19 protein-coding genes and 1 tRNA gene are annotated in these 22,102 nt (G+C 47.2%); 16 read left to right on the forward strand and 4 right to left on the reverse strand.

Annotated elements, in window-relative coordinates:
• Positions 1 to 2: 2 nt before the first annotated feature.
• Positions 3 to 1,520, forward strand: coding sequence for an apolipoprotein N-acyltransferase (lnt, locus tag BLS03_RS17140; protein WP_093276736.1), 1,518 nt, complete (start codon positions 3 to 5; stop codon positions 1,518 to 1,520).
• 31 nt (positions 1,521 to 1,551) lie between these two features.
• Here the strand turns inward: lnt and BLS03_RS17145 are convergent, their stop codons facing one another.
• The gene (locus BLS03_RS17145; protein ID WP_093276738.1) at positions 1,552 to 2,022 is read right to left on the reverse strand and encodes a zinc ribbon-containing protein; all 471 of its coding nucleotides are present in this window, start codon (positions 2,020 to 2,022) and stop codon (positions 1,552 to 1,554) included.
• A gap of 142 nt (positions 2,023 to 2,164) precedes the next feature.
• Between BLS03_RS17145 and leuS the strand changes: the two genes are divergently transcribed.
• From leuS to BLS03_RS17210, 13 genes are all read left to right on the forward strand, one after another.
• A complete protein-coding gene (gene leuS, locus BLS03_RS17150; protein WP_093276741.1) occupies positions 2,165 to 4,738 on the forward strand; it encodes a leucine--tRNA ligase in 2,574 nt (857 codons plus the stop codon).
• Between the two features lie 155 nt (positions 4,739 to 4,893).
• Positions 4,894 to 5,535, forward strand: a complete 642-nt coding sequence (locus BLS03_RS17155) for an LPS-assembly lipoprotein LptE (protein WP_093276743.1) — start codon at positions 4,894 to 4,896, stop codon at positions 5,533 to 5,535.
• Positions 5,536 to 5,544: 9 nt separating this feature from the next.
• The gene (holA, locus tag BLS03_RS17160; RefSeq protein WP_093276745.1) at positions 5,545 to 6,564 is read left to right on the forward strand and encodes a DNA polymerase III subunit delta; all 1,020 of its coding nucleotides are present in this window, start codon (positions 5,545 to 5,547) and stop codon (positions 6,562 to 6,564) included.
• A gap of 53 nt (positions 6,565 to 6,617) precedes the next feature.
• A complete protein-coding gene (gene rsfS / locus BLS03_RS17165) occupies positions 6,618 to 6,935 on the forward strand; it encodes a ribosome silencing factor (protein ID WP_093276748.1) in 318 nt (105 codons plus the stop codon).
• A gap of 3 nt (positions 6,936 to 6,938) precedes the next feature.
• Positions 6,939 to 7,409 carry a 23S rRNA (pseudouridine(1915)-N(3))-methyltransferase RlmH gene (gene rlmH / locus BLS03_RS17170; protein WP_093276750.1) on the forward strand — a complete coding sequence of 157 codons (471 nt, stop codon included), beginning with the start codon at positions 6,939 to 6,941 and terminating at the stop codon, positions 7,407 to 7,409.
• 6 nt (positions 7,410 to 7,415) lie between these two features.
• Complete coding sequence (mrdA, locus tag BLS03_RS17175) at positions 7,416 to 9,302, forward strand: penicillin-binding protein 2 (protein ID WP_093276752.1); 1,887 nt, start codon at positions 7,416 to 7,418, stop codon at positions 9,300 to 9,302.
• Positions 9,302 to 10,423, forward strand: a complete 1,122-nt coding sequence (gene rodA, locus BLS03_RS17180; protein WP_093276755.1) for a rod shape-determining protein RodA — start codon at positions 9,302 to 9,304, stop codon at positions 10,421 to 10,423. Before mrdA ends, rodA begins: the two co-directional genes overlap by 1 nt.
• Before the next feature lie 3 nt (positions 10,424 to 10,426).
• Positions 10,427 to 11,218 carry a septal ring lytic transglycosylase RlpA family protein gene (locus tag BLS03_RS17185; RefSeq protein ID WP_093276758.1) on the forward strand — a complete coding sequence of 264 codons (792 nt, stop codon included), beginning with the start codon at positions 10,427 to 10,429 and terminating at the stop codon, positions 11,216 to 11,218.
• 94 nt (positions 11,219 to 11,312) lie between these two features.
• A complete protein-coding gene (locus tag BLS03_RS17190; protein ID WP_093276760.1) occupies positions 11,313 to 12,491 on the forward strand; it encodes a serine hydrolase in 1,179 nt (392 codons plus the stop codon).
• Between the two features lie 139 nt (positions 12,492 to 12,630).
• Entirely contained in the window at positions 12,631 to 12,909 is a 279-nt protein-coding gene (gene ybeD, locus BLS03_RS17195) for a DUF493 family protein YbeD (protein WP_093276762.1), read from the forward strand.
• Positions 12,910 to 13,086: 177 nt separating this feature from the next.
• The gene (gene lipB, locus BLS03_RS17200; protein WP_093276765.1) at positions 13,087 to 13,740 is read left to right on the forward strand and encodes a lipoyl(octanoyl) transferase LipB; all 654 of its coding nucleotides are present in this window, start codon (positions 13,087 to 13,089) and stop codon (positions 13,738 to 13,740) included.
• A gap of 8 nt (positions 13,741 to 13,748) precedes the next feature.
• On the forward strand, positions 13,749 to 14,714 hold the full coding sequence (gene lipA / locus BLS03_RS17205; RefSeq protein WP_093276767.1) for a lipoyl synthase: 966 nt from the start codon (positions 13,749 to 13,751) through the stop codon (positions 14,712 to 14,714).
• 151 nt (positions 14,715 to 14,865) lie between these two features.
• Complete coding sequence (locus BLS03_RS17210; protein ID WP_093276769.1) at positions 14,866 to 15,192, forward strand: hypothetical protein; 327 nt, start codon at positions 14,866 to 14,868, stop codon at positions 15,190 to 15,192.
• A 93-nt stretch (positions 15,193 to 15,285) separates the two neighbouring features.
• Here the strand turns inward: BLS03_RS17210 and glyA are convergent, their stop codons facing one another.
• A complete protein-coding gene (gene glyA / locus BLS03_RS17215) occupies positions 15,286 to 16,536 on the reverse strand; it encodes a serine hydroxymethyltransferase (protein WP_093276772.1) in 1,251 nt (416 codons plus the stop codon).
• A gap of 346 nt (positions 16,537 to 16,882) precedes the next feature.
• On the opposite strand from glyA, the gene BLS03_RS17220 reads away from it, so the two are divergent.
• The gene (locus tag BLS03_RS17220; protein ID WP_093276774.1) at positions 16,883 to 17,482 is read left to right on the forward strand and encodes a DUF6198 family protein; all 600 of its coding nucleotides are present in this window, start codon (positions 16,883 to 16,885) and stop codon (positions 17,480 to 17,482) included.
• 83 nt (positions 17,483 to 17,565) lie between these two features.
• Here the strand turns inward: BLS03_RS17220 and vexH are convergent, their stop codons facing one another.
• Both vexH and BLS03_RS17230 read right to left on the reverse strand, forming a co-directional pair.
• Positions 17,566 to 20,676 carry a vibriobactin export RND transporter permease subunit VexH gene (gene vexH, locus BLS03_RS17225; RefSeq protein WP_093276778.1) on the reverse strand — a complete coding sequence of 1,037 codons (3,111 nt, stop codon included), beginning with the start codon at positions 20,674 to 20,676 and terminating at the stop codon, positions 17,566 to 17,568.
• Complete coding sequence (locus BLS03_RS17230; RefSeq protein ID WP_093276781.1) at positions 20,677 to 21,729, reverse strand: efflux RND transporter periplasmic adaptor subunit; 1,053 nt, start codon at positions 21,727 to 21,729, stop codon at positions 20,677 to 20,679.
• A 282-nt stretch (positions 21,730 to 22,011) separates the two neighbouring features.
• Between BLS03_RS17230 and BLS03_RS17235 the strand changes: the two genes are divergently transcribed.
• Positions 22,012 to 22,096, forward strand: a tRNA-Tyr gene (locus tag BLS03_RS17235).
• Positions 22,097 to 22,102: the final 6 nt, after the last annotated feature.

The raw sequence follows: 22,102 nt of genomic DNA on the forward strand, positions 1-22,102 counted from the left end.
TGATGAAAATCCTTTCCTTTCATCGCCTATGGCGGCCCTTAGCGGCCGCTTTTATTGGCGCTAGTACCACGTTTTCTTTTGCTCCATACGATATTTGGCCTCTCGCCATTTTAAGCCCTGTAATTTTAATGCTGCTGCTCCATAACCAGAGCCCTAAAGCTTCACTTTGGACGGGGTTCGCTTGGGGACTTGGGCAATTTGCCACCGGCATCAGTTGGGTTCATATCAGCATTGATACCTTTGGCGGCATGCCGAAAATCGCCAGTGTTTTCCTAATGACGCTGCTAGTGAGTTATCTGGCGCTCTACCCGGCTCTGTATGCTTGGTTACTGAATCGCTTCTTTCCACGCCTATCGCGGCATCGTTTTTTCCTTGCTGCGCCAGTGTTGTGGCTAATTTGTGACTGGCTGCGCGGCTGGATAATGACGGGGTTCCCATGGCTTTGGCTCGGCTATAGTCAACTCAACAGCCCATTGGCAAACTTTGCGCCGCTAGGTGGCGTCGAGCTTATTACTCTAGCCATCATGGTTTGTGCTAGCGCCATCAGCTACAGCATGTTAACCAAACGCTGGATGAATCTGATCATTCCTGCGGTTATTTTTGCCACCGGCTTTGGTCTTAACGCGGTTCATTGGGTAACCCCAAAAGACAAAGTGACCAAATTCGCGTTGATTCAAGGCAATATCGACCAAGCATTGAAATGGGTACCAAGCCAGCGTTGGCCCACGATACTGAAATACACCGATCTCAGCCGCGATAATTGGGATGCAGACATCATCATTTGGCCAGAAGCGGCCATTCCGGCATTTGAGTTCGAAGTGTCGTCGTTTTTGCAAACCTTAGATGAAGCGGCGCGTAACAACGATAGCGCGTTAATTACCGGCGTAATTAACCGCGGCAGTGGTAACCAGTATTACAACAGTGTTTTGACGCTCGGTAATACCGATGCTGACAGTTATCAATACAATATCGACAAGCGCTATCACAAACACCACTTACTGCCATTTGGCGAATTTGTGCCCTTTGAAAGCCTGCTCAGACCGCTTGCGCCGTTCTTTAATTTACCAATGTCTTCGTTTACCAGCGGCGACTATATTCAACCAAACATCGTTGCTAAGGGGCGTCATCTTGCGCCGGCGTTGTGCTATGAGATTATTTTTAGTGAGCAAGTACGCGCTAACGTCAATGACAACACCGATTTCATTTTAACCTTATCCAATGATGCTTGGTTTGGACGCTCAATCGGCCCGCTGCAACATATGCAAATTGCACAAATGCGTGCCCTTGAACTGGGTAAACCAGTGATCCGTTCAACCAATAACGGCCTAACCGCCGTCACCGATTATCGCGGCCAGATTACCGATCAATTGCCACAGTTTGAAACGGGGGTGCTGCGAGCATCGGTGCACTCAACATCCGGACAAACCCCATACCATGGCTGGGGCTCTTGGCCGCTATATCTGTTCAGTGTTTTGGCGTTGGCCATCGCTTGGCGTCGCCGTTCAAGCACTGATAAATAACATCAAAAAGGCTCCGTTCGGAGCCTTTCATTTATGGTTTGAGCGGAAGTCTTGAGAAGTGGTCGTTACCACATTGACTGCACGGCACAATTTCGGTGGGATGGTTGTATTCGGTTTTGTGCCCGCACTGCTCACAAACAAGAATACCAAGACCGATGATCTCTCCTGTCTGGTAAAGCCCTTGATGTTCTAAATCCGATGACAGCTCTAACCACTCGAGTTTGGTTCTGTCAGTGATGTCTAGCAAGCCTTGCCAGATAGAATTGGTCAACGTCAGATAGAAAGGCCCAGATTTGCTCTGTTCGTAACGCTCGGCAAACTCTCTCAAATCCGACTGAACATAAGCAGAAATCAACGCCAATTCATCTTTGGTCAAATCGTTGGCCGCTTCCACAACCTTACCCGATTGCTCTACCACATGATTGAGCTCTTGTGGGCTTTTTTTCAACGTTTCCACTACATTTTCTAACATAGCTTCATAACCCGTTTTACGATTTGGCATCTTTACCTCCTTTAGCGCAAGCACGAGAGTGCCGAATATCGCTTGAGCTATTGTTGTACTCGGCACCTTTAGGTATTCTATGTCGATCTATTAGTATCTGTTCAAACTGAACTCACAAATTCCAAGATAATGGAAATCATCGATGCAAGACCAATATAATCCGCAAGACATTGAACAAAAAGTTCAAAAGCACTGGGAAAACAACGCCACCTTTGTTGTCCAAGAAGACCCAAACAAAGAAAAATTCTACTGTCTCTCCATGTTCCCATACCCAAGTGGCCGACTCCACATGGGTCACGTGCGTAACTACACTATCGGTGATGTAGTATCTCGCTTCCAACGCCTGCAAGGCAAAAACGTTATGCAGCCTATCGGTTGGGATGCGTTCGGTCTTCCTGCTGAAAACGCAGCGGTCAAAAACAAAACCGCGCCGGCACCTTGGACCTACGAAAACATCGAATACATGAAAAACCAGCTTAAATTGCTGGGTTTTGGCTACGATTGGAGCCGCGAATTCGCAACCTGTACTCCTGAATACTACCGCTGGGAACAAGAGTTCTTCACCAAGCTTTATGAAAAAGGCCTTGTATACAAGCGTACATCCTCTGTGAACTGGTGTCCAAACGACCAAACCGTTCTTGCTAACGAACAGGTTGAAGATGGCTGCTGCTGGCGCTGTGATACGCCTGTTGAGCAAAAAGAAATTCCACAGTGGTTTATTAAAATCACCGCGTATGCTCAGGAGCTGCTTGACGATCTCGATAACCTAGATGGTTGGCCAGAAATGGTTAAAACCATGCAGCGTAACTGGATTGGCCGCTCTGAAGGGGTTGAGCTTAAGTTTGAAGTCAAAGACGGCGGCGAACTTGAAGTCTATACCACACGTCCAGATACCCTAATGGGTGTAACGTATGTCGGTATTGCTGCAGGTCACCCTCTAGCGACCAAAGCGGCGCAAAACAACCCTGCTTTAGCTGCCTTCATCGACGAATGTAAAAACACCAAAGTCGCCGAAGCTGAACTGGCAACGATGGAGAAAAAAGGTATGGATACCGGTCTAACCGCAATTCATCCTTTAAATGGCCGCGAAGTTCCAGTTTACGTGGCGAACTTCGTTTTGATGGATTATGGCACTGGCGCGGTAATGGCGGTTCCAGCTCACGACCAACGTGACTTCGAATTTGCAACCAAATATGGTCTAGACATCATTCCAGTTATCAAACCTGCAGACGGCAGCGAACTCGATATCAGCGCAGCCGCTTACACCGAAAAAGGCGTGCTATTTGATTCTGGCGAATTTGATGGTCTGGCTTTTGAAGATGCTTTCAAAGCGATTGCAGCCAAACTTGAAGCCGACGGTAAAGGTAAAACGACCGTCAACTTCCGTCTACGTGACTGGGGTGTCTCTCGTCAACGTTACTGGGGTGCACCAATTCCAATGGTGACCACTGAAGATGGCCAAGTACATCCGGTACCTGCCGTTCAGTTGCCAGTAATTCTGCCAGAAGATGTGGTGATGGATGGTGTAACTAGCCCAATCAAAGCCGACGAAAACTGGGCGAAGACGACCTTCAACGGCGAACCAGCCCTGCGTGAAACCGATACTTTCGATACCTTTATGGAATCGTCTTGGTACTACGCACGTTACTGTTCACCACAAGCTGACGACATTCTTGATCCTGAAAAAGCCAACTACTGGCTGCCAGTTGACCAATACATCGGTGGTATTGAGCACGCTTGTATGCACTTGTTGTACTCACGCTTCTTCCACAAATTGTTGCGTGATGCGGGTTACGTGACTTCAGACGAACCATTCAAACAACTGCTTTGTCAAGGTATGGTACTGGCTGATGCCTTCTACCACACCAACGAAAAAGGCACCAAAGAGTGGATTGCTCCGACAGAAGTAAACGTTGAGCGCGATGGTAAAGGTCGCATCAGTTCTGCTGTCGATAGCCAAGGCCGTAGCGTTGAACACTCAGGCATGATCAAAATGTCTAAGTCAAAAAACAACGGTATCGACCCACAAGAGATGGTAGATAAATACGGCGCCGACACCGTTCGTCTATTTATGATGTTTGCATCACCAGCAGACATGACCCTTGAGTGGCAAGAGTCTGGCGTTGAAGGCGCAAACCGCTTCCTAAAACGTGTTTGGAAATTGGTCAAAGAGCATACTGCGCAAGGCGCTGCTGATGCCGTTGACGTTGCAGCGCTTAGTGGCGATCAAAAAGCGCTACGCCGCGATGTGCACAAAACCATCGCTAAAGTGACCGATGATATCGCTCGTCGCCAAACCTTCAATACCGCGATCGCTGCGATCATGGAGTTGATGAACAAACTGGCGAAAGCACCACAACAAGATACGCAAGATCGTGCAATTCTTGATGAGGCGCTAAAAGCCGTGGTTGCGATGCTGTACCCAATCACTCCGCACATCTGTTTCGAAATGTGGACTGCGCTTGGCGAAGAGAACATCGATTCAACCACTTGGCCTACCTATGATGAAAAAGCCTTGGTGGAAGACGAAAAACTTATCGTGGTTCAAGTTAACGGTAAGCTACGTGCCAAGTTGACGGTTGCAGCCGACGCCAGCAAAGAAGAAGTTGAAAGTCTTGGCTTAAGCGATGAAAACGTCGTTAAGTTCACAGAAGATAAAACCATTCGTAAAGTGATTTACGTACCGGGCAAACTTCTAAACATCGTGGCGAACTAATCACGTAAAATAACGTCTATTACTGTTGTTGCATTTGTCATTAAATCACCAACAGTGACTTACAGGGTGGCACGTCCGCCCTGTTTATTTATCTTAAGTCATTGCCATCCAGTGATTTAAGATAAATAACTCCAAAACAAGAGAGCCCTTAATTCATGCGTCTGATTTCTATGCCTTCACTCAAACTTACCTGTGTACTGACATTGACCGCCCTACTCTCTGCCTGCGGCTTTCACCTTCGCGGTGACTATTCAATTCCTGAAGAGCTGCACTCGATGTCGTTTACCAGTTATGACCAATACAGTACCTTTACACGCATGGTCAAAAGCCAACTACGCATGAATGAAATCAACATCGTCTCGCCAGCCAAAGATGTACCTAATTTGCACTTGATCAGCGAAAGCGTGGGTGAGCGAACTCTGTCTCTTTATCAAAACACCCGTGCGGCCGAAAAAGAACTGACATTGCGCACCAGCTACCGCGTGACGATTCCAAATCTTGGCAGTAAAACGTTATCGACTAGCGTAACTCGTAGTTACCTTGATAACCCGCTGACTGCCCTAGCGAAATCGGTTGAACGTGACATGATCGAAGATGAGATGCGTCAAGTCGCTTCACAACAAATCATTCGTCAAATGGCGCGCCTGAAAGCGGATATTTCTGCCAACGAAATTCAAACCGACATTCAAGAAAAGCACATTGAAATCAACGATGAGCAATATAACGTCAAGACCAGTGCTGGCTCTGAAGATCCAGAGCAAGTCACCCCGTCTGAGTCAGACAGCACTCAGCAGTAAGAGGTTTTGATGCGTATTTTTGCCGATCGCTTACCCGAGCAGTTAGCTAAAACGCTGCATCCGGTTTATCTGCTATTTGGTAATGAGCCGTTGCTATTGCAAGAGTCCAAGCAAGCGATTCGCCAAGCGGCGGCCTCGCAAGGATTCGATGAACGTCACCGTTTTGCCGTCGATAACAGCTTTGACTGGAATCCGGTGTTTGACTGCTGCCAAGCACTGAGTCTGTTTTCGGCGCGCCAACTCATCGAACTTGAATTGCCAGAAACCGTCAATGCCGCCAACGCTAAAGAGTTGGTCGCACTGGCTGACATGCTGCACCCGGATATCATGCTGGTCGTTGTCGGCACCAAACTGACCAAAGCGCAAGAAAATACCAAATGGTTCAAAGCGCTTAATCAACGTGGATGTCACGTCAACTGCTTGTCACCAGACCAATCACGACTGCCACAGTTTGTTCAGACACGCTGCCGCCAAATGGGGCTACAAGCGGACAACGAAGCGGTGCAAATGCTGGCTCAATGGCACGAAGGCAACCTGTTGGCTCTAGTGCAAAGTTTAGAAAAGCTGGCACTACTCTACCCAGATAACCAACTCAATCTGGTGCGTCTGGAAGAATCACTCAGCCGCCACAATCACTTTACGCCCTTTCATTGGTCCGATGCAGTACTGGCCGGAAAAGCCAATCGTGCACAGCGTATATTGCGCCAACTTGAAGCTGAAGGTGTCGAAATCACCATTCTGGCGCGCACCATTCAAAAAGAACTGATTTTACTCACTCAACTGCAAAGCGCAGCGAAGCACACACCAATGACACAGCTGTTTGAGCGCCATCGTATCTGGCAATCTAAGCGCCCTATCTATTCTGCGGCGTTACATCGTCTGTCGGTGGTGAAACTGCATCAATGCTTACAAACGTTGGCTCAACTCGAAATTATCAGCAAAACTCAGTACGAGGTCTCTCCATGGCCACTACTTCATCAGTTGAGTGCCGAGATCTGCATGCCACAAGTGCAATTTACTAAAGCATGATATACTGCGCCGCCGCAAAAAAGTGGGTAAGTTAAACAATTGAGGAATACACATTGCTACGTGAAGAACTGAAAGATTTCCTAGCTGATAAAGCTGATGACATGAAAGCCCAAGACATCGTCACTCTCGACGTGCAAGGTAAATCGAGTGTGACCGACTACATGATCATCTGCACTGGTACATCAAAACGTCATGTTGCGTCAATTGCTGAACACGTGGCGACTGAAATCAAACACCAAGGTTTAGAACCGCTTGGCATCGATGGCGAAAAAGAAGGTGAATGGGTGGTACTCGATATGGGTAGCGCCATGCTTCATGTGATGCAAGAAGAGTATCGCGAGCTGTACCAACTCGAGAAACTGTGGAACTAAGTCATGAAGATTCAACTTATCGCTGTGGGAACCAAGATGCCCAAATGGGTGGAAGAAGGGTTTCAGGAATACCGTCGCCGGTTTCCACACGATATGCCACTGGAACTGGTTGAAATTACCGCCGGGAAACGTGGCAAGAACGCCGATATCGCGCGCATTTTGCAAAAAGAAGGCGAAGCCATGCTCGCGGCGGTACCAAAGGGCAATCGCATTGTGACTTTGGACATTCCCGGTAAACGCTGGGATACCGAAGACCTTTCTCAGCAGTTGGAAGCTTGGAAGTTAGATGGTCGTGATGTGTCTATTCTGATTGGCGGTCCGGAAGGACTCGCTCCGGCTTGTAAAGCCGCGGCAGACCAAAGTTGGTCTTTGTCGCCGTTGACCTTGCCACACCCATTAGTTCGTATCGTGATGGCAGAGAGCCTCTACCGCGCCTGGAGCATCACTGCTAATCACCCTTATCACCGAGAATAGCGATTTATGTTACGTCGGCGTAGCCAAATTCGGGATTATCAAGAAGAAGCACGACTGTTTATCCGCCGTGCTATTGTCGCGTTTGTCGGCATCATCATGCTCGTAGGGGTACTGATTGCCAACCTCTACAATATTCAAGTTAATCAGTATCAAGATTACAAAACCCGTTCCAACGATAACCGAATTAAAGTGGTGCCCATAGCCCCTAACCGTGGGTTGATTTACGATCGCAACGGTGTGCTTTTGGCCGAAAATCGCCCTGTTTTTAGCTTAGAAGTAACACCAGAAAAAGTGCCGAATATGGATGAAACCATTCAACGGCTCAAAGCGATTCTGCCGATAACTCAAGATGATCTTGATGGCTTTGATAAAGAACGCCGTCACAGCCGCCGTTTTAAAGCAATTCCGTTACTCACTCAGTTGACTAAAGAACAAGTAGCGAAGTTCTCAGTGCGGCAACACGAATTTCCCGGCGTTACAGTCACTGCGGCACTTAAACGGTACTATCCGTTTGGTGATGTGCTTACCCACGTTATTGGCTACGTATCTCGAATTAACGATCATGATATCCAACGCTTAACCCGCGAAGGCAAAGAAGCCAACTATCAGGCCTCACGAGACATAGGCAAACTCGGTATCGAGCGTTACTACGAAGATATTTTGCATGGTATAGCCGGTTATCAAGAAGTCGAAGTGAACAGTCGTGGCCGTATCATTCGCACGCTCAAATACGTACCACCAAAACCGGGTAAAGACATCGTACTCAACATCGATATTAACCTTCAGCTTTACGTACACAAACTGCTGGAAGGTCGTCGTGGTAGTGCGGTAGTACTCGATCCAAAAGATAACGGCGTGCTGGCGATGGTTTCAAGCCCAAGTTATGATCCGAACGCTTTCGTCCATGGTATCTCCAGCGCCGCATACAATAAATTACTCAACGATCCAGATCGTCCACTGGTTAACCGTGCCACACTGGGTATCTACCCTCCGGCATCGACCATCAAGCCGTTAATGGCTGTGGCAGCGCTGACTGAAGGGGTGATCACACCAAATACCACGCGTAACGATCCAGGTTATTGGCGAATTCCGAACTCCAAAACCAAGCCGTTTCGCGACTGGCTACGCTGGGGGCACGGCAAAGTGAACGTCACCAAAGCAATTGAAGAATCCGTGGATACTTTCTTCTATCAAGTGGCTTATGACATGGGCATCGACCGCATCTCACGCTGGATGATGATGTTTGGCTTTGGCGACTATACCGGTATTGATATTCTCGAAGAGAGTAAGGCCAATATGCCAACTCGTGAATGGAAAATGGCACGTCATAGAACCCCTTGGTATCAAGGCGACACTATCCCAGTTGGTATTGGTCAAGGTTATTGGACAGCAACGCCAATGCAAATTGCCAAAGCGATGTCAGTATTGATCCATCACGGTGAAGTATTGGCTCCACACTTTTTGCGTTCTACGGTCGAAAATGGTCAAAGCCTCGATAAGCAAATTCCGGCGGAAATCGTTAGCTACCCACCAATTACCGGCGTTAAGAAGCAGTATTGGGATATCGCTATTCACGGCATGCACCTAGTAAACAATGGGCCTCGTGGTACCGCTCGCCGTGCCTTCCACGGCGCCAAATATGACAGTGCAGGTAAATCAGGTACCGCTCAGGTATTTGGTCTTGGCGAAAATGAAAAATACAATGCCGATGAGCTGGCCGAACATCTTCGCGATCATGCACTCTTCGCCGGTTTTGCACCGGTTAAAGAACCGCAGATCCTAATGACCATCGTTTTGGAGAATGCCGGTGGTGGCTCAAGCCATGGCGCACCGGTCGCAAGACAAATCTTTGACCACGTTCTTTTAGACGAAAATGGCGAGGTAAAAAAATAATGGATTTTGATCCTTCAACTGGCCAGAACCGCTCTATGTTTGAGCGTTTTCATATCGATTTACCACTGCTACTGGGTATTTTGGTGCTGATGGGCTTTGGTCTAGTGATCATGTATAGCGCCAGTGGACAAAGCTTAGCCATGATGGATCGCCAAGCGATGCGTATGGCGTTGTCTCTCGGCGTGATGTTGCTTCTGGCGCAGATTCCACCACGAACTTATGAATCCCTAGCGCCATTATTGTTCTTTGTCGGTATTGGGTTACTGCTTGGCGTGCTGCTGTTTGGTGAAGCATCCAAAGGGGCGCAGCGCTGGCTAAACTTAGGCTTTGTCCGTTTTCAACCTTCAGAACTATTAAAGCTTGCCGTACCTTTGATGGTGGCACGATACATTGGTAAGCGCCCTCTTCCACCATCGTTTCAAACTCTAGTTATTTCACTGGTGATGGTCTTTGTGCCGACCATATTGATCGCCAAACAACCAGACTTGGGCACCTCAATCCTTATCGCGGCATCAGGCATTTTTGTTATCTTCCTTGCCGGTATCAGTTGGAAAATCATCATCGCGGCGGGCATTGCGCTGGGCAGTTTTATTCCTGTGCTGTGGTTTTTCTTGATGCGCGAGTATCAAAAGGTGCGAGTTCGCACGTTATTTAACCCCGAGTCCGATCCGCTTGGCGCTGGCTATCACATTATTCAAAGTAAAATCGCAATTGGTTCGGGCGGCATGATAGGTAAAGGCTGGCTACACGGTACTCAATCGCAACTGGAATTTTTGCCTGAGCGCCATACGGACTTTATTTTCGCGGTAATTGCTGAAGAGTGGGGACTACTTGGCATTTTAGCTTTGTTGAGCGCCTACCTGTTTGTGATTGGACGCGGCTTATACCTAGCCAGCAACTCACAAACCGCATTTGGTCGCATGATGGCCGGCAGTATAGTGTTAAGTTTCTTTGTTTATGTGTTTGTAAATATTGGCATGGTAAGTGGAATTTTACCTGTTGTTGGCGTTCCACTACCCTTAATCAGTTATGGTGGTACCTCAATGGTCACCCTTTTGGCTGGCTTTGGTATGTTAATGTCGATCCACACACATCGAAAAGCGTTCTCTAAGGCAACTTAATTCATGATTGTTAAACAATGGCTGGGAAGTGCCGCTGTGGTACTTCTTATCGCAGGGTGTTCTTCCTCTCCTTCTGGGAGATACGATATCCATGATGATATCGCACCGTCGAAGCCGATTTCGGTTGATCACATCGAAGATGCGATCCCAAAATTCGAACCCTACAGCTTAGGCGGCAATAAAAATTACACGTTACGCGGCAATGAATACCAAATTGTCAAACAGACAACCGGTTACAAAGAGCGTGGCCAAGCCTCTTGGTACGGTAAAAAATTCCATGGCCATTTGACTTCAAATGGTGAAATTTATGACATGTATTCCATGTCTGCAGCACATAAAACTCTGCCACTTCCGAGTTATGTCAAAGTGACCAATCTCGATAACGGCAAAACGGCTATCGTGCGAGTCAATGATCGCGGACCGTTTCATCCAGGTCGAATTATCGACTTAAGCTATGCGGCAGCAAAAAAACTTGGGGTATTACAAACCGGCACTGCCAACGTTGAAATTGAGGTCATAAACACCAATAAATCAACGACTAATAAACCAAAAGCTACGGATCACAGCTATGTCATTCAAGTCGCGTCATCAAAACAATTGCAACAATTGCGAACTTTAGTGGCAAATTTAGGTCAGAACTTATCGGTGAGTAGTTTTGTCAGCTCCGAACAAAATCTCCATCGGGGATTTTTGGGGCCATTTAATGACTATGCGACCACCCAAGAAACCTTAGAAAAAGTTAAGCAACTGGGTCATCCCAGTGCCTTCATTAGAAAGCAATCAACAGAGCAGTGAACCTTTAAAAAGCCGCCGAAGCTCAATGGCTGGGGTGGTTTGAGACTTGGTTTCTGTTAAGATATAACCAGTTTAAACAAAAAATATAATCATCATGAAAAAAACAGCGCTACTAAAATCTCTTGTCACATCAACCGTCGCGTTTTCTGCAGCTTTTGCAACTTCGACTTTCGCTTCCCCTGTTGTTGTTCCTGATGCTCCGCAAATTGCCGCTAAAGGCTATGTGCTTATCGATTTCCACTCTGGAAAAGTTCTTGCTGAGAAAAATATGCATGAAAAACTTTCTCCAGCAAGTTTAACCAAAATGATGACCAGCTATGTGATTGGTCAAGAGCTAAAACAAGGCAACATCTCAAGCGATGATGACGTGACTATCAGTAAAAACGCTTGGGCAAAGAACTTCCCTGAATCATCAAAAATGTTCATCGAAGTGGGTACTACAGTAAAAGTTAAGGACCTAAACCACGGCATCATCATTCAATCAGGTAACGATGCGTGTGTGGCGATGGCCGAACATATCGCAGGTTCTGAAGATGCGTTTGTTGATCTAATGAACGCTTGGGCAGAAAGCATTGGTATGAAAGATACCCACTTTGCTAATGTTCACGGTCTAGACAACCCAGACCTTTACTCAACGCCTTACGATATGGCACTGCTTGGTTCAGCTCTGATTCGTGATGTTCCAGACGAATACAAACTGTATGCAGAGAAAAAATTCACCTACAACGGCATTACCCAATACAACCGCAATGGCCTGCTGTGGGATAAAAGCATGAACGTGGATGGCATCAAGACTGGCCATACTAGCAATGCGGGTTATAGCTTAGTGAGCTCAGCGACCGAAGGCCAAATGCGCTTAGTATCGGTCGTGATGGGCACCAAGAGCGCGAATGCACGTAAATCAGAAAGTAAGAAACTGCTAAGCTACGGTTTCCGCTTCTTTGAAACGGTAGGTCCACACAAAGCGAACGAAACCTTTGTTGATGAAAAAGTGTGGATGGGCGACAAAGACACCGTTGCACTTGGCGTTGATAAAGACACTTATGTAACGCTACCACGTGGCCAAGCTAAGAACCTGAAAGCCAGCTTCGTCTTGGAAAAAGAGCTTAAAGCACCAATCCAAAAAGGCGACGTCGTCGGTAAATTGTTCTACCAACTTGATGGCAAAGATGTTGCAGAGTACCCACTAATGGCACTTGAAGATGTTCACCAAGGTAGCGTATTCAGCCGTCTATGGGATTACATTGTTTTACTATTCAAAAGCTTATTTTAATAGCTCCGATCATTAACTGATAAAGGCCGCTAACGCGGCCTTTTGCTTTTTAGGCCAAATGCGGCTCACGCCTTGAGTTCCATGCCAAGAGACAGTAATATTCCGCCCGTTTAATCAATAATCCTAACTGGAGAGCCTTATGCTAACAATCAACTCAGACGCAAAGCTCAAAGACCTGCTTGAGTTCCCTTGCTCTTTTACATACAAGGTGATGGGTTATGCAAAACCAGAGCTTCCAGAGCGTGTACTTGAAGTCATTCAACGCCATGCACCCGGCGATTACAGCCCGAAAGTGAAGCCAAGCGCCAAAGGAAACTACCACTCGGTGTCAATCACCATTCACGCCACCTCTATCGGCCAAGTGGAAGTGCTGTACAAAGAACTGGGTGAAATCGACATCGTGCGCATGGTTCTTTAATTATTTGAATAATTAAATTTTTTTTGAAAGCAGCAAGCGCTGCTTTCTTTTTTATAATCATACAGTTAAAAAAACACCTAAGTTTTAAAGGTTAAAAATGTGTTACCAACGTATAGTTCAATGCGTTGAAGACGTTTATAATCGCCACTCTTTATTGAGCTGAGATGGAAAAGCCGTATGCACAACCAGCTAATCGTCAAACGGCTCGGTAGACGTGACTATTTGCCTGTTTGGCAAGCGATGCACGACTTTACCGACCAACGCACCGAAGACACCTTAGATGAAGTCTGGCTTGTCGAACACAACCCAGTATTTACGCAAGGGCAAGCCGGCAAAGCAGAACACCTGCTCAATACCGGTGACATTCCCGTGGTACAAAGCGATCGCGGCGGTCAGGTCACCTATCACGGTCCCGGTCAATTGGTGGTCTATTTCCTACTCAATCTACGCCGTAAAAAGCTCGGTGTGCGCGAACTGGTGACACACATTGAAAACTTAGTCATCAATACCCTAAGCCACTTCGACATTAATGCTGTAGCCAGACCCGATGCACCAGGCGTCTACGTTGACGGCAGAAAAATCTGTTCATTGGGGCTGCGAATTCGTAAAGGCTGTTCTTTTCATGGCCTAGCCTTAAATGTCGATATGGACCTTTCGCCATTTCTGCGTATTAATCCTTGCGGTTACTCTGGCATGGAAATGGTTCAAGTAAGCCAGCTAGGTGGCCCTAATGAGCTTGAGACCATCGAACAACAAGTCGTTAAAGAACTTGTCGAACTATTAGACTATCAACACGTAGAATTCATTACAGAAGCACCTTCTCAAAGGTAAGTGAAAGCATGAGCAAACCGATCCAGATGGAAAAAGGCGTTAAATACCGCGACGCCGACAAAATGGCACTGATTCCAGTTAAGAACATGCCTGCCGAACAAACCGAAGTATTGCGCAAGCCTGAATGGATGAAAATCAAGCTGCCTTCCGACAGCCAGCGCATTCAGGACATCAAATCAGCAATGCGTAAAAACAACCTTCACTCAGTGTGCGAGGAAGCGTCTTGTCCAAACTTGGCGGAATGTTTTAACCACGGCACCGCAACCTTTATGATTTTGGGTGCGATTTGTACTCGTCGTTGTCCATTCTGTGACGTTGCCCATGGTCGTCCATTGGCGCCAGAAGCCGAAGAGCCAAAGAAATTGGCACAAACCATTAAAGACATGAAGCTCAAGTATGTGGTGATCACCTCAGTTGACCGCGACGACTTACGTGACGGCGGTGCACAGCACTTTGCCGACTGTAACCGTGAAATTCGCGCATTGAACCCAGAAATTCGCATTGAAACTCTGGTTCCGGATTTCCGTGGTCGTATGGATGTGGCACTTGATCTGATGAAAGACAATCCGCCAGATGTGTTCAACCACAACCTAGAAACGGCGCCGCGTCTTTACCGTAAAGCTCGCCCAGGTGCAAACTACAAATGGTCACTGCAACTGCTGCAAAAATTCAAACAGCAGCACCCAGATGTGCCAACCAAATCGGGCCTCATGATGGGACTTGGTGAAACCAAGGAAGAAATCGTTGAAGTGCTGAAAGATTTGCGTGCTCACGGCGTCACCATGCTGACACTGGGTCAATACTTAGCGCCAAGCCGTCACCACTTACCGGTTGAGCGTTACGTACCACCTTCTGAGTTTGATGAGCTTAAAGAGATTGCCCTTGAGCTTGGTTTTACTCACGCGGCTTGCGGTCCGTTTGTTCGTTCTTCGTACCACGCAGACCTTCAAGCGAAGGGTGTAGAGATCAAATAAACGATCGGATCTCTGCCACAATGATCAAAAAGGGTTAGCGAATTCGCTAGCCCTTTTTAGTATTCCTCTTGCAAAGGTCGCATTCACTGAATAATCTTATTTTATTCATGTGTGTCTATGGACATATCTCACGCTATTTCAAGGAAATACTATGAAGAAACTTGGATTTGCCGTGGTAGTAATTGCCGCATCACTCGCTGGGTGTTCATCCAATACCCAACAAGATAACTATCGCGAAGCTTCGTTTGAACTGTGTAATACCGAAGTTGACCTTTACTCGGTTAGCGACGACGGTCGAGTGCGCATTGGTTGTGCCGACGGTTCGAAATTTGCGCTTGATAGCGAAGAGACGTTGACCACAATGCGTGATATCAACATCGACTACTGCGATGGCGAAGGGTTAGGCAAATTTAACGAAACCAGCAAATACTACTCGTTTAAATGTAAGTCAGGTACGTTACTGAATATCTCCAAGTAGCCCTTTGCTCAAACGTAATGGCTCTAAGCATCATGGTTTCAGATACAAAAAAGCCCGCGAACATCGCGGGCTTTTTATTTATTCGATAGCGAATTAAGCGTAAACAGGAAGACGTTTACAGATTTCTAATACTTTCGATTTAGTTGCTTCGATAACGTCTTGGCTTTCGATGTTATCTAGAACGTCACACATCCAGTTCGCGAGGTTCTTCGCATCTTCAACACTGAAACCGCGGCGAGTAATCGCTGGCGTACCAACACGAATACCTGAGGTTACGAATGGGCTGCGTGGATCGTTCGGTACTGAGTTTTTGTTGACAGTAATGTTGGCGGCACCGAGTGCTGCATCCGCTTCTTTACCTGTGATGTTCTTGTCGATGAGGTCAACAAGGAACAAGTGGTTTTCAGTACCGTTAGAAACGATTTTGTAACCGCGCTCTTGGAACTGAGCAACCATAGCTTTGGCGTTTTCAACCACGCGAGCTTGGTACTGCTTAAATTCAGGCTCCATCGCTTCTTTAAACGCTACCGCTTTACCCGCGATAACGTGCATCAAAGGACCGCCTTGACCACCAGGGAAAACAGCAGAGTTGAGTTTTTTGTACATCTCTTCACCAGCGTTTGACAGAATCAAACCGCCACGTGGGCCTGCTAGCGTTTTGTGAGTGGTAGTAGTGACAACGTGTGCGTGAGGTACTGGCGTTGGGTATACACCTGCGGCGATAAGGCCAGCGACGTGCGCCATATCAACGAACAAATACGCGTCCACTTTGTCTGCGATTTCACGCATGCGTTTCCAGTCAACCACTTGCGAGTATGCAGAGAAACCACCGATGACCATTTTCGGCTTATGCTCAAGAGCAAGGGCTTCCATTTCGTCGTAGTTAATTTGACCAGCGTCGTCGATGCCGTAAGGAATGACGTTGTAGTGTTTACCAGAGAAGTTTACTGGAGAACCGTGAGTCAGGTGGCCACCGTGCGCTAGGCTCATACCCAATACGGTATCGCCTGGGTTAAGTAGAGCCATGTACACAGCGCTATTTGCTTGAGAGCCAGAGTGTGGTTGAACGTTCGCATATTCACAGCTAAATAGTTGGCAAGCACGGTCAATAGCAAGGGCTTCCGCTTTATCTACGTACTCACAACCACCGTAGTAGCGCTTGCCTGGGTAGCCTTCTGCATACTTGTTAGTAAGCTGAGAGCCTTGTGCTTCCATTACACGTGGACTTGTGTAGTTTTCAGAAGCGATAAGTTCAATGTGCTCTTCTTGACGAAGAGTCTCTTCCTGAATTGCTGCAAAGAGTTCTGCATCATAATCTGCGATGTTCATGTCACGCTTTAGCATCTGTATCTCCTGACTCAGATTTTTACTGAAAGTTGCGAAAAAACCACCCAACGACCAAAAGCAAACGTTTTCGTCACCGTAATATGGCGCGCATTCTACATAATTTGCCAAAGCTCATAAAGAGAAAATTTCAATTTTTGTTATGCAGTTTTTTCATAATGATTTACGACTTGTGCAAAGCATGTAAGCATTTAAATCACTACAAACAGCAGTGTCAACTTGACGCTTTACAGTGCGTAAAATCATGATTACATAGGTTTACCTTAATTTTAGCTTCCAAGCTACCGAAAATCTTAGCTTTTACTTAGTATGCAGGTCTCAACTCTCTCATTTAAATTTCAACTTGATGGAAAAACATTCAACTAAAGAAGATTGGATAGCGATAATCACCGGCACCTTTATTGTCGCTCAAGGGGTCTTTTTTCTGCAATCCGCCGGATTATTAACCGGTGGTACCACAGGTCTGGCACTGTTAGCCACCCATTTTGTGCCACTTTCGTTTGGCACCTTGTACTTTTTAGTTAACAGTCCTTTTTACATTATGGCGTGGAAACGCTTTGGCCGCGCGTTTGCCATCAACAGCGCTGTTGCTGGCGCGCTTGTCTCTGTGCTGGTAGACCACGCCGATATGGTGATTCACCTTGACCTGATTAATGAAGTGTACTGCGCTGTCGTCGGTGGATTATTGATGGGCATAGGTATGCTGATTCTGTTTCGCCATCGCTCCAGCTTGGGCGGTTTTAATGTGCTGTGCTTGTACTTCCAAGACAAATTTGGCATCTCGGTCGGCAAAACTCAGATGGTGCTGGATTGCTCGATTCTGATCGCTTCATGCTTTTTTGTAACACCGATGACTATTGCACTGTCTGTACTTGGCGCTGTGATTTTAAACGTAGTGTTGGCAATGAATCATAAGCCGACCCGCTATACCGTGACCTATAGCTAATCCGCAAACACGTAAGCAATACAAAAAGCCTGCATCACTGCAGGCTTTTTATTATCTCAATCACTGATTGTTACTTTCGCTACTTAGTGGGCTGAGCGACCTTTAACATCATGGCTAAGCTCGAGGTTGAGTTCAGCTTCGACATAACCCGGCGCTCGCGTTGAAGCCGATATCAAGCGATACATCGCGGGAATCACAAACAGCGTGACTAACGTGGCAAATGCCATACCAAAGAATATCACCGTCCCGACCGCGACACGGCTTTCATAGCCCGCCCCTTGCGACAAAATAAGCGGAACCGCGCCAGCCAAAGTAGTGAAAGCGGTCATCATGATCGGTCTTAGACGCCGTGCTGCGGCATCGACAATCGCTTTTTCAAACTCAATACCGCGATCGCGCAGTTGGTTAGCAAATTCAACGATCAAAATACCATTTTTGGTCACCATCCCGATCAGCATGATCATGCCAATTTGGCTATAAACGTTCATCCCCTCGCCCATCAACCACATGCCAAGGAACCCACCAAACACCCCCATCGGCACGGTAAACATCACTACCAGAGGGTTGATAAAGCTTTCAAACTGCGCCGCTAACACTAAATACGCCACCAGCAACGCTAACGCAAATACCACTAAAATGCTGGATTGATTCTCTTTGAAATCTTTCGACTCACCAGAGTAACTCACCGTCACATCACCAGGCAGCAACTGTTCGGCTTGCTGATCAAGATATTCAAGCGCTTGGCCTAGAGTGTAACCATCTGACAGATTGGCTTTAACCGTAATCGCTTTCTGCTTGTTGTAGTGCGATAAGCGAATTGCCGACGCCACTTCATCAATTTGAGTGATGGTGTCTAAGGTCACCAACTCACCACTTTGAGTACGCATATAGATCTGGCTTAAATCGGCGGCGTTATTGAACTGGTTTTCATCACCGCGCAGATAAACGTCGTACTCTTCACCTTGGTCAACAAAGGTCGTCTCTTTTTTACCTCCGAGCATGACTTCCAGAGTTTCCGATACATCCGCGATACTGATACCGAGTTCAGCAGCACGCTGCTTGTCGACACTCACCACCAGCTCTGGTGTTTTTTCTGAGTAATCGATATCGGCACCTTCCATGTACGGTGAATCATTGGCTTTCTGCTTAAGTGTTTCGGCCAGTAGTTGCAACTGATGGTAATCCGAGCCACCTAACACAAACTGTACCGGTTCACTTGAACCACCGCGAAAGCCCGGCATAAATGGAAACACTCGCACATCAGGAATGCCCGCTAGCGCCTTACGCACTTCACCAAGGGCATTTTGCGCGGTGATGTCACGGTCGTTCCAGTCATCCAAAATCATGATCACAAAGCCAGTCTGATCGCCTGCCATACCACCAAATGCAGGCGATTGAATGCTGAACGATTTAAGAAAGCCTTGCCCTAGCATTGGCAATAAGCGCTCTTCAACCAAATCCATATTCGCAGACATGCGGTTGTAACTGGTGGCATCAGCGCCACGCACAAAAGCAAAAATAACACCGCGATCTTCTGATGGGGTCAATTGCGCAGGCAGCTGTTTCAACAGTGTAAAGCTGCCGCCAACACAGGCAAGAATCACAATTGGCGCCGCCCATTTCCAGCGCAGCGCCCATGACAGCACGCGGCGATAGCCAGTTTCTAAACGGCTAAATAATCGGTCAACCAGCAAGTTGAATCGATTGGGTTTTACGTTAGCACTAAGAATTTTGCTGCCCAGTACAGGCGTTAGCGTCAAAGCGATCAGCGACGAGAAGATCACCGACATTGCCAGCAACACCGAAAACTCGGTAAATAACAAGCCAACCATGCCGTCCATAAATGAAATCGGCAAAAACACCATGACTAACACTAACGTGGTCGCCACTACTGCAAAACCCACTTCGCGCGCGCCTTTGTAGGCCGCAAGTAGCGGTTTTTCTCCGCGCTCAATATGGTGGAAAATGTTTTCCACCACCACAATCGCATCGTCCACCACCAGACCAATGGATAATATCAATGCCATCAGCGTGATAAGGTTGATCGAAAAGCCAAAGTAGTACGCCGCAATAAACGATGAAATCAGCGACACGGGTACGGTAATCGCCGGAATCAAGGTTGCGCGAGCTTGACCAATAAAAATGTACAGCACCAAAATCACCAGCCCGCCGGTGATAAGCAAGGTATCAAACACTTCATCGATTGAACGCTCGATAAATACCGTGGAATCGTAATCAATCGCTAAACGCGTACCTTCTGGTAAAAAGCGTTGTGCGCGTTCAACTTCTGAGTACACGGCTTGCGCCACTTCAAGCGGGTTAGCGTCCGACTGCGGCACAATGCCCATACTGACGTTAACCACACCATCACTTTTGTATGTCGAACTCTCATTTTCCGCGCCGATGTACACATCGGCAACGTCTTTTAAATACACTGGCGAGTTGTCGCGCGCACTTTTTACCACTAAGTATTCAAAATCTTCTGGGGTTTTGTAACTGCGCGCAGTACGTACTGACATCACGATTTGGTCGTTGCGGACTTCACCGCCTGGGCTTTCGATATTCTCACGGCGCAGCGCCGAGCTAATGTCGGATGTCGTCACACCTCGCCCAGCCATTTGCGCCGGTTTAAGCTTCACGTACATGACTTTGTACAAGCCGCCGGAAATATCGACTGAGCTAACCCCGCTAATCAAACTAAAGCGGTCAAGCAGTACACGTTCGGCATAGTCGGTAAGCTGGGTGCGATCCATAAAAGAGGAACTGAGATTGATGTACACCGAAGCTTCACCAGAACCGTTGTTCTTATAAACAATCGGGTCATCTGCCGCATCTGGCAGTGAACGCTGAGCACGGGCAACCGCATCGCGCACATCGCTGACCCCAATATTGAGGTCATAGCCGAGATTAAACGTAATCGTGATGCGCGAACTGCCGTTACGACTGGTCGACGTAATTTCATCAACGCCACTGATCCCTGAAAGTTGGTCTTCAAGTACTGAGGTAATTTGACTCTCAATGATGGTGGCGGATGCCCCTTCATAACGCGTCGATACCGAAACCACCGGGCTTTCAATATCGGGCATCTCCCGCACCGCAAGCTTAGTAAATGATACCAAGCCAAACACGCACAGCAGCAAACTCAATACGATCGCAGCAATTGGCCGCTTAACCGAAACATCTGATAACCACATTTATAGCTCGCCCTCTTGATTAACCGGACGACCATCAGCTCCAACTAGTTCTATCGGGCTGCCATCACGCATGTTCACCATGCCTTGTACAACAATTTTTTCACCAATAGTCAGCCCCTTATCGATCACCACACGGTTTTCAACACGAGCGCCAAGTACCACTTCACGGCGATGAGCGATATTGGTTGCATCAATCACGTACACATAGCGTTTGGTCCCAGAGTACTCAATCGCCTGAACGGGAATGATCGGCGCTTCAAGAGGCGGAAACTCAAGGGTTGCTGACATTAACATGCCAGGTTTAAGTGCCAAATCTTGGTTATCAAAATGAATGCGCACGCGAAGATTCAAGGTTTCGCTGTTAATCCGAGTATCGACACCAACGACATGACCATAAAAACTGCGCTCGCCCCACGCAGTGGTGCTGGCTGTCACCGCCATTTCGGTTTCAATCAGCGACAAATAACGCTCTGGAACACGCAGATCGAGTTGCATAACCGACAGATCATCGAGCGTTAGAAGCTCTGAACCGGCACTGACCATTTTTCCGCGACTAAAATCAATAAAACCGACGGTGCCAGCAAACGGCGCGGTAATGTTGAGATCGGCTAAATTTGCATTGGCCGCCGCTAAACGTGCTTCGGCAATTTCAACACTGGCTTTCTGAGCATCGATTTCGGTTTGAGTAATGGCGTTGCGTTTAACCAAACGCTCAAACTCGCGCAGTTTACGCTGCTCATCACGCAGATAAGCATTGGCTTCAATTTGCGATGCACGAATCTTGTCGGCATCAAGTTGAATTAATAGCTGGCCTTTTTTAACCTGTTGGTTCTCTTTGACTGCAATTCTATCGACTTTTCCAGTCACTTCGGGTGAGATGATCACCGACTGCTCCGCTTCAAGTTTGCCAACTAAAGTAAGAGATTGAGACACTTCTTGCATTTCAACTTGCTCTGCTACCACAGGAACTGACCGTGTAGCGGCGGAAACAGAAAAGCAAGATGCACAGAGAGCAAGGCTCGCCAAAGTTATTATTGTTGTTTTATTTTTCATCATTACGCATCTGGTAGTAAAAGCTGATACTAGTCTACTGGTATATCTGAATTTGGCGCGTAAATGAGTGTAAAAACGAGAGCCAAAATTGTAAGCACTTTCTTATTAGTGGCGGCGAATTGATGAATTATCGCCTTCTCTGTTGAAAAAGGCAGCATTCGGTTCGAATTTGGATGAAAACACTTTACAGCTTTGTCGAGTTTGTTATGATGCGCACCGCACTTGAGAGATGTGTTGGGAAAACATTTCGTCAAGCCTATCTTTAGGATAGGAAAACACCCTGGAGGGGTTCCCGAGTGGCCAAAGGGAGCAGACTGTAAATCTGCCGGCTCCGCCTTCGATGGTTCGAATCCGTCCCCCTCCACCATATTCT

Source organism: Vibrio xiamenensis, assembly GCF_900100015.1.
Taxonomy (GTDB): domain Bacteria; phylum Pseudomonadota; class Gammaproteobacteria; order Enterobacterales; family Vibrionaceae; genus Vibrio; species Vibrio xiamenensis.